The following is a 13,494-nucleotide window of genomic DNA, read 5'->3' as shown; positions in this document are numbered from 1 at the left end:
GCCCCGCCGAAGCGGGGCTTTTGCGTACAGCATGTCGCGATGCGATCAGAACTTGTACTGCGCCGAAACGCCGTACAGGTTGGCGTGACCATCGAACGGACCGACCAGGTGCGAACCGCCCGAGGTGATGTCGATCTTCGGCGAATCCGGCTCGATGCGGGTGTAGCCGAAGTTGACTTCCAGGGCCTGGGTGGCCATCCAGCTGGCGCCGATCGAGTACCACATGCGGTTGGCATCCGGCAGACGCGGCGTGCGGGTCTCGATGTGCGTCGGGGTTTCGTCATAGGCGACGCCACCACGCAGGACCCACGATTCGTTGAGCTTGAACTCGCCGCCCAGCGACGCGAACGTGCTGTCCTTCCACGCGAACGGCTCGACCGAATCCGGATCCGGATTGGCGAACTCGATGCGCACTTCGCGCAGCGATTCCCAGCCGGTCTCGGCGTACGAGGCCATCATCGCGAAGCGGTCGGTGAAGTCGTAACGCAGGTCGACGTTCAGCACCGACGGCGTGGTCAGCTTGGCGGTGGCCTTGCCGTCCTGGAACAGCGCGCGGGTGGTCGGGCTGACCGAGAACACGCCGGCGACGTTGGTCGGCACGGTCCAGTCGGCGGTGCCGTCCAGCTCGTAGTCGATTTCCGAACGGTAGCTCACGCCGATGGCGAGCTTGTCGGTCGGCTTGAAGTTGGCACCCACGGTCCAGCCGAAGCCGGTGTCGTCACCCTGGATCTCGGCGAAACCGTCGGCCGCCTGCGGGCGGGCGAACGGCAGCAGACGCGTGGCCGGGTTGCTGGCCAGCAGCGTGCCAAAATCGACCGACTTCGACAGCGTCACATCGGCGCGCGAGTAGATGATGCCGGCGCCGACCGAGAAGCGGTCCGGAATGATGTCGAGCGCGGCGGCGAGCGTCAGGTCGACGATCTCGACATCGGAGGTGTGCGCGAAGTAGCGACCCTGCCAGTTGTCGTCGTACTCGGTCTTCAGGCCGAACGGCGCGCTGACCATGGCGCCGAACGCCAGGCCGTTGTCGAGCTTGTGGATGACCGAGAGCGCCGGCACGGCGGCGATGTCGCCGGCGTCGCCACCGTTGCCGCCGGTGAGCGGACGGCCTGCGGCGTCGGTGCCGGTGCCCTTGAATTCGTAGCTGAGGTCGATCGCGGTGACATCGACCTGCATGGTCGTGCCTTCAAAACGCGCCATCGTGGCCGGGTTGTTGGCGACGACCGAGGAATCGGTCTCGTTGACGCCAACGCCGGCGAAGGCGGCGCCGAGGCCCTTGACGCTGTTTTCCTTGAGCTGGAAACCCGAAGCGTGAACCTGACCAACCGCCAGCGCGCCGGCGATGCCGAGGGCGAGCGCCGACAGCTGAGTGAAACGAGAAGCAAGTTGCATGCGTGTAGTCTCCATTGGAGTATTTTTTGGTTCCGATGCCGTCATAGCCTTGGGCCCGGCCGGTCCGGGCGCCAGTGCGCGCCGGAAACCCCTCCCGACGTACGACGCCGTATGCACTATAACCCGCCTTTTAACCGGAGGCTAACAATAGCCGGCATGCCCGTCCGCACTTGTAAAACAGGGGTTTTTCCGTTGCCGGAGCACCGCGAATGCTGAATAGGCGGAGGGCGGCCCGGTGTTCGTGAGCATCCCCGGCCGGGAGCGCGTTCCGCTGCGCTGGGCGACCCCGGTCCTGTTCAGTGTGCTGTGGCTGTGTTTCATCACCGTGGAGGTGATGCCCGGCCAGGAGCAACGCCGCCTGCTCATGGAGTGGGGCGCGCTGTCCGGCGGGCTGGGCACCCCGGAGGCCTGGCTCACGGCGGTCCGCACCGGCAGCGTGCTGCGCCTGTTCACGGCGCTGTTCCTGCACGCGGACTGGGCGCATCTGCTGGGCAACCTCGTATTCCTGCTGATCTTCGGCCTGCCGGCCGAGCGCGCGATGGGCCCGTGGCGGCTGCTGATCCTGTTCCTGCTCGGCGGTGCGGTGGCGAACCTGGCGGCCGTGATCGCCATCGGCACCCCCGACCGCCTCATCATCGGGGCCAGCGGCGCGGTGTCGGCGCTGATCGGCGCCTACCTTGCGCTGTTCCCCGGCGCGAAGCTGGGGGTGGTGGTGCCGCTGGGCGTGTTCCTGCAGTTCGTGAAGGTGCCGGCGCCGCTGCTGATCGGCGTATGGGCGCTCCTGCAACTGGTCTTCACCTTTATCGGCCCCGCCTTCGGTGCGGTGGCCTGGTCGGCGCACCTGGCCGGCTTCGCCTTCGGCGGCGCGTTCGCACTGATCGCACGGGCCGGCATCGCGCGCCGACTGCGACGGCGGCGCGGGCTATGAACACCGCGGCTTGATTGCCTGCCGCGGCGTCCCCATCGTCAGCCTGCAACCCGACACATGCGATGCCCCCGACCATGTCCAAGCCGCTCTACAAGATCACCTTCCTCAACGCCGGCAAGGTGTACGAGCTCTACGCGCGCACGGTCGCTTCCGGCGCGCTGTGGGGCTTCACCGAAGTGAGCGAGCTGGTCTTCGACGTGCACGACGGCCTGGTCATCGACCCCACCGAAGAACGCCTGCGCGACGAGTTCGGCAACACGCGCGCCTTGCACCTGCCGATGCACAGCATCGTGCGCATCGAGGAAGTCGAGCGCAAAGGCCAGTCGGCGATCCGCGACGCGGCGACCGGCGAGAAGGTCGTCACGCCATTCCCGCTGCCGGCGAAGCCGCGTTGAGACGTGACGCGATGATCCGCTCATCGCATCGCGTCGTTATCGTGTTGCTTCTCGCGCTCGCCGCTTGCCAGCGCGAGCCCACACCGTCTTCGCCGAGCGCGACCGCAGCTTCCGCCACGCCGCGCGCATCGCAACCTGTGCAGGGCAATGCGTTCGCCGTGCAGATCACGCTCTCGCCGGCTGCGCATGACCGCCTTGCTTCGCAGCGCGAGTCGTTGATCGTGAGCGCCGACTACTTCGGCTATCCCAGCGCGCAGGCGCAGGCACAGCGCGTGCCCGGGAGCGAGAACCCGTGGCTGACGTTGCACCGCGCGCAGATGGAGCTCGACGGCGCGCAACTGGAAGGCACGGCGACGGCGCGATTCCCCGCGGTCGCGTTGGATACGAAGCAGCTCGCGTGGACCGATGCGCCCGAGGCGCCGCAGGTCAACATCAACGTGTATTCGGGGCGTCGCTCATCCCCTGACAACCTGCTCGATTGCGGGATGTTCCAGGACACGCTCGCCGTTGCCGCGCGCGCGCCGATTCGCGTGTCGTGTGCGTTGATCGGCGAGAACAGCCGATGATCAAGCCGACGGAATCAGTCGCCTGTTGAGCAGCGGCAGGTAGACCTCGTCGTTCAGTTGCCCGTCGTGGAACAGCGCGATCGTGCGACGTTCGAGCAGGTACTGCGCCCAGAAGCGGTCCCACTTGCGTCGTTTCCGCGGCGCCGGGACACGCAACTTCCAATGCACACGGATGCAGTCGGAACGACAGCTCGGGCAGGCGAAGGCGGCAATCGCCTGCGGCTTGCGCTGCAGCTTCCGGCAGTTCAGGCACGCGAACGTGCGATTGCTCACTGCTGCTTGCCGGCAGGCTTCGCCGCCGTGCTCGCCACCGGCTTCTTCAACTCACCCAGCGCCGCCGCAATCGGTGCATCGCCGTCGAGCACATCGCCGGCGTTCTCGCCCGGCAGGCCTTCACCTTCACCGTCGCCGCGCAGATGGCCCGGCAGGCTGGCTTCGCTGAAGTTGCGAATGCCCTTGTCGGTGTCCTTGGGCGGATGCAGAACCACATCGGGCGAGATGCCGAGCGCCTGGATCGACTTGCCGCTGGGCGTGAAGTAACGCGCGGTGGTCAGCTTGACCGAATCGCCGTTGTCCAGCGGCAGCACGGTCTGCACCGAGCCCTTGCCGAACGTGCGGCTGCCGACGATGCGCGCGCGATTGTTGTCACGCAGCGCGCCGGCGAGCACTTCCGCCGCGCTCGCCGAACCCGCATCCACCAGCACCACCACCGGTGCGCCGTCGAGCCTGTCGCCCGGCGTGGCGCCGAATTCGGCGTCGCTGATGGCGATGCGCCCGCGCGTGGAGACGATCTTTCCCGAATCGAGCAGGTCGTCGGCAATCTGCACCGCCGAGGTCAGCAGGCCGCCGGGATTGCTGCGCAAGTCGATGACCAGTCCGCGCAGCTTGCCGCCGGCCTTTTCCTTCAGCTTGTCGAGCTGGCTTTCGAAATCCGCCGCCGTGTCGGCCTGGAACGCGCTGATGCGCACGTAGCCGTAGCCGGGCTCGAGCATGCGGCTCTTCACGCTGGCCACGCGGATGGTCTCGCGCTGCAGCGTCACGTCGAACGGCGCGTCCTTGCCCTCGCGCACGACGGTCAGCGTCACCTTGCTGCCGGGCTCGCCGCGCAGCGGACCGGAGTTGTCGCCTTCGTCGGGCTTGAACGGTTTGCCGTCGATGGCCGTAATCACATCGCCGGCCTTGATGCCCGCGCGTGCGGCCGGCGTGTCGTCGATAGGGGAGATCACGCGCAGCGAACCATCGGGCTGGCGCATCAGCTCCACGCCGACGCCGTCGTAATTGCCGCGCGATTGTTCCTCGAAGCTTTCGGCATCGTCCTTGTCGAGATAGACGCTGTGCGGGTCGAGATCGAACAGCAGGCCACGGATCGCCGAGTGCATCAGCTTGCGGTCCTCGACCGGCTCCACATAGGCCTGCTTCACCGCGTTGTAGACGGAGACGTAGCGGCGGATCTCGTCGAGCGGCACCTTGGCTTCGGCGGTTTCGGCATCGGGCGACTCGATCGGTGCGTCGGCCGGCGCCGGTTCGGTCTCCTGCGCGGAAGCCGGCAGGGCGACGAAGGCAGCCAGGGCGAGCGGAACGAGGTGACGCAGGGACATTCGGGCAACTCCGGGATGGCGCGGCAGGACGAAGATGAAGGCCGCGCCTGGCGCGACCGCAGGGACGGCGGTCCGGCCGGCCTCGCCAAGATTATGGACATGGCGGGGCAGCGCAATGGAAGGCTTTTGTTAATCCCGGCGACGAGCGCGCCGGGTATTCAGCTCAGCGTCGCAGCCAGGTGCCCGGGTTCACCGGCGCACCGTTGCGGCGCAGTTCGAAATACAGCGCCGCGCGACCGCTTCCGCCCGAGGTGCCGACGGTGGACACGGCATCGCCGCGCTTGACCGTGTCGCCCACGTCCTTGAGCAGCGCGTCGTTGTGCGCGTACAGGCTCATGTAGCCATTGCCGTGGTCGACGATCAGCAGCAGGCCATAGCCGGTCATCCATTCGGCGTAGACGACCGTGCCGTCGGCGACGGCCTTGACCGGCGTGCCGGCGGCGGCGGCGATCAGCAGGCCTTCGCTGCCGCGGCCGTCGGGCATGGTGGCGCCGAAGCCCGCCAGCAGCGAGCCCGACACCGGCCAACCCAGGCCGCCGACCTGCGGCGCCGGAGCGCTGGCGACGGTCGCGGGCTTGCGGCGGGGCGTGCCGTCGGCGGGCGCGGTGTTCTGGCGCGCGGCGCGTTCGGCTGCGGCGCGGCGCTGAGCTTCGGCGCGGGCGGCCGCGGCGCGCAGCTTCTTCAGAAGCTGCTCCAGGCCGGCCGCGTCGCGCCCGAGTTCGCGCTCGCGCGTGCTGCGATCCTTGTAGCGCTGGTCGAGTTCGGCCACCAGCGTCGCCCGTTCCTTGCGGTCGCTCTGGAGCTTGCCCAGTTGCGAACGTTGCGCTTCACGCGTGCGGTCCAGTTCGGCGCGGCGCTGCGTGATCGCTTGTTCGACGGCATCGAGTTGGCGCAGCTCGCCGTCGAGCTCGGCGATGCGACGCGTGCGGTCGCGTTGCAGGTAGCCGTAGTACGCCAGCATGCGACTGCCATCGGCGACACGGTCCTGCGCCAGCAGCAGTTTCAGCGGTGCGTCCTGTCCTTGCAGATAGGCCGCGCGCAGGAGTTGCGCGAGTTCCTGGCGCTGCGCGGCCATGCGCTCATGCAGATCGGCACGCTGCGTCTGCAGCGTGTCGAGCGATTGCCGCTCCTTTGCCAGGCGCGTTTCGATCTCGCGCAGGCGGCGATTGGACTCGCCGACCTTTTCGTCGGCATCGCGCAGCCGGCGTGAGGCGCTGCCGCGCTGGCCTTCGATCTCGCGGCGCTCGTCGGCGACCGATTTGAGCTCGCGCTGGATCTTCTCCAGCTTCCGCTCCGCTTCGCGACTGTTCTGCGCGGCGACGGGCGCCGCCAGAACCGTGCCGGCGACGAGCAGGACGCAGAGCGCGCGCCGCATCCGGATCAGCCCGCGAGCAGACTGGTTCCGCTCATCTCCGCCGGCTTGGGCAGTCCGAGCAGGTCGAGGATCGTCGGCGCCACGTCGCGCAGTGCGCCGCCGCTGCGCAGGTTCGCCTTGCGCGGGCCGAGGTACACGAACGGCACCGGGCCGACCGTGTGCGCCGTATGCGGCTGGCCCGTGGACGGGTCGCGCATCATTTCCAGGTTGCCGTGGTCGGCGGTGACCAGCAATGCGCCGCCGGTGTCACCCACGGCCTGCACGATCTCGCCGATGGCGACGTCCACGGCCTCGGCCGCCTTGATGGCCGCCTCGATGTTGCCGGTGTGGCCGACCATATCGGGGTTGGCGATGTTGCAGACGGCCACGTCGATCTCGCCGGAGCGGATCGCGGCGGTCAGCTTTGCGGTGAGCTCCGGGCAACTCATCTCCGGCTGCAGGTCGTAGGTGGCGACCTTCGGGCTCGGGATGAGGATGCGCGATTCACCTGCGTAGGGATCTTCGCGGCCGCCGCTGAAGAAGAAGGTGACGTGCGCGTACTTCTCGGTCTCGGCGATACGCAGTTGCTTGAGGCCGTTGTCGGCGAGCACTTCGCCCAGCGTGTGCCGCAGGTCGTCCGGACCGAATGCCACCGGCGCCGGCAGCTTCGCGTCGTATTCGGTGAGGCAGACGAAGCGCGAGAGCTTCGGGCGCCGCGCCTGGAAGCCGTCGAACGTCGGCGACACGAATGCCGCCGTGAGCTGGCGCGCGCGATCGGCGCGGAAGTTCATGAACACCACGGCGTCGCCGTCGGCCATCGGTGCGTAACCTTCGATCACCGTCGGCGCGACGAACTCGTCGGTTTCGCCACGCTCGTAGGCCTGCAGCAGCGCTTCGATCGGGCCGGTGGTGACGTGCTCGCTCTTCGCTTCGACCATCGCGTCCCAGGCGCGACGCACGCGATCCCAACGCTGGTCGCGGTCCATCGCGTAGTAGCGGCCGCTGACGGTGGCGACGCGGGCGTTGCCGAGCTTGCGGCAAACGTCCTGCAACTTCGCCAGGCTCGGCTCGGCCGACTTGGGCGGCATGTCGCGGCCGTCGAGGAAGGCGTGCACGGCGACCTTGGCCACGCCCGCCTGGCTGGCCAGTTCGAGCATGGCGAAGATGTGGTTCTCGTGGCTGTGCACGCCGCCGGGCGAGAGCAGGCCCATCACGTGCAGCGTGCCATCGCTGGACTGCGCGGCGGCGCAGGCGGCGCGCAGTTCCTCGTTGCCGAAGAAGCTGCCGTCCTCGATGGCCGCGTCCACGCGGGTCAGGTCCTGGTAGACGATGCGGCCGGCGCCGAGGTTCATGTGTCCGACCTCGGAGTTGCCCATCTGCCCGTCCGGCAGGCCGACATGGCGGCCTTCGGTGTGGATCAGCGTGTGCGGTGCGGCGGCCAGCAGGGCGTCCCAGTTCGGCAGCGTGGCCTGGGCCAGCGCGTTGTCGGTCGGGTCGTCACGGTGCCCCCAGCCGTCGAGGATCAGCAGGACCACGGGTTTGGGGCGCATGGAGGAGGCTGGCACGTCGTCGGATTCCAGGATCGGGAGATGAACGGGTGACTTCGGGCACGGGTCCGCGCCGACAATGGCTGCGATTGTAGCGAAGCGGTGTAAACCGATTCCGCCTTCATCGCATCCGATGCATTGAAGCCCGTCCCAACACGGAACCCGAAACGATGCAAATCCGCAATCTGTACGCCGTCCTCCCGCTCGCCCTGGCGCTGTCCGCGCCGGCGTTCGCCGCCCAGGACATCGACAAAGTCAACGGCAGCATCACCGTGGAGGCCGGCGAGACCGCCGGCAACCTGGAGACCGTCAACGGCTCCATCCGCATCGGCGCCAACGCGCGCACCGGCAAGGCCGAGACCGTCAACGGCAGCATCACCGTGGCCGAGAACGTCGAGGCCAATGGCCTGGAGACGGTCAACGGTTCGATCCGCGTGGCCGGTAACGGCAAGCTTTCCAGCAGCCTGGAAACGGTCAACGGCGGCATCTTCGTCGATCGCGGCGGCGACGTGCACGGCGACATCGAGACGGTGAACGGCGCCATCGGCCTGGTCGCCACGCAGCTGTCCGGCGGCATCACCACGGTCAACGGCGACGTGACCGTCGGCGTGAATTCGCATGTGAAGGGCGGCATCCGCTACACCAAGCCCAACACCTCGTGGTTCTCCCTCAACAAGCGGGACCCGAAGGTCATCATCGGCCCCAATGCGGTCGTCGAAGGGCCGCTGGTGTTCGAGCGCAAGGTCGACCTGTACGTGCACAACTCCGCGAAGATCGGCCCGGTCTCGGGCGCCACCGCGGTGCGCTACGACGGCACGACCCCGCCGGGCCAGTAAGTCCGGCACGGATCGGGAGGCGAACTGCCGGACCGCGCACGGCCGCGGTCCGGAAAGCATGCCTAGAATGGGGTTCGCTTCCGCGGCGGCGCCCCCACCGCGTCGTGGGGGCCTGGTCCATTCTGGAGGTCCCATGTCCCGAGTTTCCTTGCTCCACGCCGCGATGGCGTGCGCGGCCGGCGCGGTTGCGCTGACCGCCTGCTCCAAGCCCGCAGACGCGCCCAGCGCCAGCACCGCCACGCCGACCCGCGCGGCCGGCAGCCATTCCTTCAACGATGCGATCAACGCGGCCGACTTCGCCGAGCACGTGAAGGTGCTGGCGTCGGACGAGTTCGAAGGCCGTGCGCCCGGCAGCGCCGGCGAAGAGAAGACGGTCCAGTACCTGGAAGCGCAGTTCAAGCGCATGGGCTTGAAGCCGGGCAACGGCGACAGCTACTTCCAGACCGTGCCGATGGTGGAAACCACCGCGGACGAGAACACCACACTGAACATCACCGCCAAGGGCAAGCCGGTCACGCTGAACTTCGGCAGCGACATGGTCGTGGGCACGCGTACCGGGCGCAGCGAGGTGAAGGTCGATGGCAGCGACCTGGTTTTCGTCGGCTATGGCGTGAACGCACCCGAGCAGAACTGGAACGACTACGCCGGCGTGGACGTGAAGGGCAAGACAGTGGTGATGTTCGTCAACGACCCGGGCTTCCACAGCCAGGATCCGAAGCTGTTCGAAGGCAAGCGGATGACGTACTACGGCCGCTGGACCTACAAGTTCGAAGAAGCCGCGCGACAGGGCGCCGCCGCGGCCATCATCATCCACGACACCGAGGGCGCGTCCTACGGTTGGGACGTGGTCAAGAATTCCTGGTCCGGCGCGCAGTTCGACCTGCCGGCGAAGGACGATCCGGATCCGCGCTTGCCGGTGCAGGGCTGGATCACCGGCCAAGCGGCGCGCACCTTGCTCGGCGATCTGGGCCATAACCTCGACGACCTCTACAAGGCGGCCAACAAGCCGGGCTTCAAGGCGATCCCGCTGGACGCCAAGCTGTCGGTCGACCTGAAGAGCACCACCAGCGAAAAGTCCTCGCGCAACGTCGTCGCGTTGCTCCCGGGCGCGAAGCGTCCGGACGAGGCGATCGTGTACATGGCGCACTGGGACCACCTGGGCAACCACGCGCATGAAGCCGACGAACACGGCGCGGCGAGCGGCGGTGAGCCGCACGCCGACACCATCTACAACGGCGCGATCGACAACGCGACCGGCGTGGCGGGCATCCTCGAGATCGCCGAAGCCTTCAGCAAGCAGACGCCGGCGCCGGACCGTTCGCTGCTGTTCCTGGCGGTGACGCTGGAGGAGTCGGGCCTGCTCGGTTCGAAGTACTACGTCGCCCATCCGACCATTCCGCTCAACAAGACGGTGGCCGTGATCAACCTGGATGCGATGCCGGTGATCGGCCAGGCGAAGGACATGACGGTGGTGGGCTTCGGCAGCTCCGAGCTGGAAGACATGCTCAAGACGCAGGCCGACGCGCAGAAGCGCGTGCTCCATGCCGAGGCGACGCCGGAGGACGGCTTCTACTTCCGCTCCGATCACTTCAACTTCGCCAAGGCCGGCGTGCCGGCGCTGTATGCCAAGGGCGGCAGCGACCTGATCGACGGCGGTGTGGATGCGGGGCGCCGGGCCGAATCCGACTATCGCGACAACCGCTATCACAAGCCCGGCGACCAGTTCGATCCGGCCTGGAAGATGGAAGGCGTGGTGCAGGACCTCGACGCCCTGTACGGCGTGGGCCGCACGCTGGCGAGCGGCGAGCAGTGGCCCAACTGGTATGAGGGCAACGCCTTCCGGGGCGCGCACGACAAGCTGATGCACACGGCCAAGTAGTCCGATCGCCATCGGCAACCGACAACGGCGCCTCCACAGGCGCCGTTGTCGTTTTCGGCTACGCTGATGCGACCTTGCCACCGAGCTGGAGCCGCCATGACGCTCACTACCGCGTACGTGTGTGTCCTGATCGCCGCGTTGCTGCCGTACCTCTGGGTCGCCGTCGCCAAGGCGAGCGGCGAGCGTTACGACAACCGCGACCCGCGGCGCTGGCAGGACAAGCAACAGAGCCCGAGATCGCAGCGCGCCTCTGCCGCACAGCTCAACAGTTATGAGGCGTTCGCGCCATTCGCGGCGGGTGTCGTCATGGCACAGCTGGCCGGTGTGGCGCACTCGCAGATCGCGGCGCTGGCGTTGGCGTTCGTCGTGCTGCGGGTGCTGCACGGTATCGCCTATGTGTCGGGCCGCCATTACCTGCGCACCTTGATCTGGATGCTGGCATTCGCCTGCGTGCTCGTCTTGTTGGTGCAGGCCGCGCTGCACGTCGTCCCCTGACCGTCCCGTTCCGGAATCCAGCAGTGAACTCCACGCCGCCCTCCACGTCTCCACCGGTTTCGCTTCAGAACGAATTGCGGCAGGTGGGGTTCCGCTTCGTCGACGGTGGGGAGATGCTCTCTCTCCTGGAGACCTTCGGGCCCCTGTCCGATTGGCAAAGCTTCGCGGACAGCTGGAACGCGCTGGAGCCGGACACGTATCTGGCTACCGTGGGACTGCACCGGCGCCGTCGCCATGCCGTGTTCTCCGCGACGGATGAAGGTGTCGTGTGCGAGGCGCATCAGCCGCATTACCAAAGTCGCGACTACAACTCCCTGCAGGGCGGCATCGAGCGCTGGTTTGCGCCGATGCTGCCTGAAGTCGCCAACAGCGCCAGTCTTCGCAGCATCCTGCGCTTCTGCCAGTCGTTCTTCGGCGCGCTCGCACCGGAAGTGCGTGCATGGCATGTCGAGCTGCATCAGTTCCGCATCGAGGCGCGTGCCGGAGAACCCGGCCAGCCGACACCGGAAGGCGTGCATCGCGATGGCGTCGACTTCGTGCTGGTGCTGCTGGTCGATCGCCAAAACATCGCCAGCGGAACGACGACCATCCACACCGCAGACGGCACGCTGCTGGGCAGCTTCACGCTGGCTCGGCCGCTCGATGCGGCCCTGGTTGACGATGCGCGCGTGTTCCATGGCGTCACGGCGGTCGAGCCGGAGGACCCGACGGGTGCGTCACATCGTGATGTGTTGGTGGTGACGCTGCGGCGGAAGGCTTAGCGGTCGGCTGGTGTTGGCGGGACGTGGTGGTGCGAAGCGTCGTTGCCACCGAACGGTTGATGGAGCGCCCGCCTGGAATCTGGAGCTGCGCTGACAGGTACTGTCTCGCGCTGGGCGATAGCTAGGATATGAGTCCAGGACGTGCGCGAGTCTCGTCCTCGCGAACTGCTCTATCTTCATTGCGATGGAGGGCGTCCTCCAGCGTTCGCACGGATTTCGACCAGCGGTTACTACGCGCCCACTGCGGTTGCGGGCTACTCGAGTAACGCCGTCATCCGTCTCTCCCGATCGGGGCTGGCACCTAGGCGAATGAGTGTTAACGGCAGGGTGCCCGCGTGTCGTCCGGGATTCGGACCGCTGACCTGAGACGAACCGTGTAGCCAATTGGATGGTGAGTTCTCTACCCTCAAGGCAAGGAGAACTCATGAAGAAGCGTTTCACCGACGAGCAGATCATCGCGATCCTGCGCGAAGCCGAAGCCGGCGTGATGTCGATCAAGGCGCTGTGCAAGAAGCACAACATCACCGAGCAGACGTTTTTCCGCTGGCGCAACAAGTTCGGTGGCATGGACGTGCCGGATGCGCGCCGGCTGAAGGATCTGGAATCCGAGAACGCCCGGCTCAAGCGGTTGGTGGCCGAGCAGATGCTGGTGATCGACGGGATGAAGGAGATCGTCCGAAAAAAATGATGACCCCGTCGGCACGGCGCGACACGGTCCAGGTTCTGGTCCGTCGGGGAATCTCGCAACGCAAGGCCTGCGGCTATCTCGGGGTGAGCCGCCGCATCACCAGCTACGTGCCACGGCAGGCGGTCAAGGATCGGAGCGTGGCCGAGAAATTGCTGGCCGCCTCGCCGCAGGTGCCGCGGTTCGGGTACCGGCGGATGGCGGCGTGGCTGGATCTGGGCGAGGGCCGTGTGCGCCGGCAATGGCGTGCGCTGGGTTTGAACATCCCGCGTCGCCGTCCGCGACGTCGGCGCTCAGGCAGCGACATCCGCTTGCCCGGCGCGGTGCGGCCCAACGCGGTCTGGAGCTACGACTTCGTGCACGACCAGATGGTCGATGGTCGAAGCCTGAAGTTGTTGTGCGTGATCGACGAGTACACCCGCGAATGCCTGGCGATCGAGGTCGGCGCCAGCCTGCGCTCACAGGACGTGATCCTGACCCTGTCGCGGTTGATGCGACTGTGTACGGCAAGCCCGCCTACGTACGCTCGGACAATGGCGCCGAGTTCACCGCAGCCAAGGTGATGCGTTGGCTGCGCGACATGGCGATCGGTCCGGCATTCATTGCGCCTGGCAGCCCGTGGCAGAACGGCTTCGTCGAAAGCTTCAACGGCAAGTTGCGCGACGAGTTGCTCAACCGCGAATGGTTCCGCAGCCGTGCCGAAGCGAAGGTGCTGATCGAACGCTGGCGGCAGTTCTACAACGAGCAGCGGCCCCACAGCGCGCATGGCTACAAGGCCCCGGCCACCATTCGACGGGCGTGGCTCCAGACCGATACCATTCCCACCGGACTCACTGGCTGATTGGCTACAAGTTCCGTACGCAGGTCACCGCTACTCGCAGCGAGTGCGACGTGATTGCGGTCACCGCGCAAGGTGCTCGGCAGGCGCCGCTCGGATTTTCGCCCGCGCAAAAAGAAGAAGGCCGGTCCTGTTGGACCGGCCTTCTGGGGTAAAGCCCCTGGCGATGACCTACTCTTGCATGGCTTAAGCCACACTACCATCGGCGCATGTGCGTTTC

Annotated in this window: 11 protein-coding genes and 2 pseudogenes; 8 read left to right on the top strand and 5 right to left on the bottom strand. The window is 67.1% G+C overall.

Features of this window, described 5'->3' with window-relative positions; genetic code table 11:
• Window positions 1-45: 45 nt before the first annotated feature.
• The gene (locus tag JI752_RS14680) at window positions 46-1,392 is read right to left on the bottom strand and encodes an outer membrane protein transport protein (RefSeq protein ID WP_216965440.1); all 1,347 of its coding nucleotides are present in this window, start codon (window positions 1,390-1,392) and stop codon (window positions 46-48) included.
• Window positions 1,393-1,627: 235 nt separating this feature from the next.
• On the opposite strand from JI752_RS14680, the gene JI752_RS14675 reads away from it, so the two are divergent.
• From JI752_RS14675 to JI752_RS14665, 3 genes are all read left to right on the top strand, one after another.
• Entirely contained in the window at window positions 1,628-2,320 is a 693-nt protein-coding gene (locus JI752_RS14675) for a rhomboid family intramembrane serine protease (protein WP_216965437.1), read from the top strand.
• A 74-nt stretch (window positions 2,321-2,394) separates the two neighbouring features.
• Window positions 2,395-2,715: a DUF1820 family protein gene (locus JI752_RS14670; RefSeq protein WP_216966110.1), complete on the top strand. Its 321-nt coding sequence runs from the start codon at window positions 2,395-2,397 to the stop codon at window positions 2,713-2,715.
• A gap of 41 nt (window positions 2,716-2,756) precedes the next feature.
• Window positions 2,757-3,281, top strand: coding sequence for a hypothetical protein (locus JI752_RS14665; RefSeq protein ID WP_216965436.1), 525 nt, complete (start codon window positions 2,757-2,759; stop codon window positions 3,279-3,281).
• Here JI752_RS14665 and JI752_RS14660 read toward each other — a convergent pair whose 3' ends face one another.
• The 4 genes and pseudogenes from JI752_RS14660 to gpmI all read right to left on the bottom strand — a co-directional run bounded on the left by JI752_RS14660 (window position 3,282) and on the right by gpmI (window position 7,783).
• Window positions 3,282-3,554, bottom strand: coding sequence for a hypothetical protein (locus JI752_RS14660; protein ID WP_216965434.1), 273 nt, complete (start codon window positions 3,552-3,554; stop codon window positions 3,282-3,284).
• Between the two features lie 5 nt (window positions 3,555-3,559).
• Window positions 3,560-4,879, bottom strand: a pseudogene (locus JI752_RS14655) (S41 family peptidase); the annotation flags it as partial.
• A 163-nt stretch (window positions 4,880-5,042) separates the two neighbouring features.
• The gene (locus JI752_RS14650) at window positions 5,043-6,254 is read right to left on the bottom strand and encodes a peptidoglycan DD-metalloendopeptidase family protein (protein ID WP_216965429.1); all 1,212 of its coding nucleotides are present in this window, start codon (window positions 6,252-6,254) and stop codon (window positions 5,043-5,045) included.
• A gap of 5 nt (window positions 6,255-6,259) precedes the next feature.
• A complete protein-coding gene (gene gpmI, locus JI752_RS14645) occupies window positions 6,260-7,783 on the bottom strand; it encodes a 2,3-bisphosphoglycerate-independent phosphoglycerate mutase (RefSeq protein ID WP_216965427.1) in 1,524 nt (507 codons plus the stop codon).
• 167 nt (window positions 7,784-7,950) lie between these two features.
• On the opposite strand from gpmI, the gene JI752_RS14640 reads away from it, so the two are divergent.
• The 5 genes and pseudogenes from JI752_RS14640 to JI752_RS14620 all read left to right on the top strand — a co-directional run bounded on the left by JI752_RS14640 (window position 7,951) and on the right by JI752_RS14620 (window position 13,277).
• Entirely contained in the window at window positions 7,951-8,616 is a 666-nt protein-coding gene (locus JI752_RS14640) for a hypothetical protein (RefSeq protein ID WP_216965425.1), read from the top strand.
• Window positions 8,617-8,749: 133 nt separating this feature from the next.
• Entirely contained in the window at window positions 8,750-10,495 is a 1,746-nt protein-coding gene (locus tag JI752_RS14635; RefSeq protein ID WP_216965423.1) for a M28 family metallopeptidase, read from the top strand.
• A 96-nt stretch (window positions 10,496-10,591) separates the two neighbouring features.
• A complete protein-coding gene (locus JI752_RS14630) occupies window positions 10,592-10,990 on the top strand; it encodes an MAPEG family protein (RefSeq protein ID WP_216965421.1) in 399 nt (132 codons plus the stop codon).
• Between the two features lie 113 nt (window positions 10,991-11,103).
• Window positions 11,104-11,751, top strand: coding sequence for a 2OG-Fe dioxygenase family protein (locus tag JI752_RS14625; RefSeq protein ID WP_216966108.1), 648 nt, complete (start codon window positions 11,104-11,106; stop codon window positions 11,749-11,751).
• A 424-nt stretch (window positions 11,752-12,175) separates the two neighbouring features.
• Window positions 12,176-13,277, top strand: a pseudogene (locus JI752_RS14620) (IS3 family transposase).
• The last annotated feature ends 217 nt before the right edge of the window (window positions 13,278-13,494 follow it).

The organism is Lysobacter sp. MMG2 (genome assembly GCF_016735495.2).
In the GTDB taxonomy this organism is placed as follows: domain Bacteria; phylum Pseudomonadota; class Gammaproteobacteria; order Xanthomonadales; family Xanthomonadaceae; genus Lysobacter_J.
The sequence above is the reverse complement of the archived record's forward strand: the minus strand, read 5'-3'. Positions and strand labels throughout refer to the sequence as shown.

Coding starts and splice junctions, on each gene's coding strand:
- JI752_RS14680 (WP_216965440.1), bottom strand. CDS start 1,392: ATGCAACTTGCTTCTCGTTTCACTCAGCTGTCGGCGCTCGCCCTCGGC.
- JI752_RS14670 (WP_216966110.1), top strand. CDS start 2,395: ATGTCCAAGCCGCTCTACAAGATCACCTTCCTCAACGCCGGCAAGGTG.
- JI752_RS14650 (WP_216965429.1), bottom strand. CDS start 6,254: ATGCGGCGCGCGCTCTGCGTCCTGCTCGTCGCCGGCACGGTTCTGGCG.
- gpmI (WP_216965427.1), bottom strand. CDS start 7,783: ATGCGCCCCAAACCCGTGGTCCTGCTGATCCTCGACGGCTGGGGGCAC.
- JI752_RS14640 (WP_216965425.1), top strand. CDS start 7,951: ATGCAAATCCGCAATCTGTACGCCGTCCTCCCGCTCGCCCTGGCGCTG.
- JI752_RS14635 (WP_216965423.1), top strand. CDS start 8,750: ATGTCCCGAGTTTCCTTGCTCCACGCCGCGATGGCGTGCGCGGCCGGC.
- JI752_RS14630 (WP_216965421.1), top strand. CDS start 10,592: ATGACGCTCACTACCGCGTACGTGTGTGTCCTGATCGCCGCGTTGCTG.
- JI752_RS14625 (WP_216966108.1), top strand. CDS start 11,104: ATGCTCTCTCTCCTGGAGACCTTCGGGCCCCTGTCCGATTGGCAAAGC.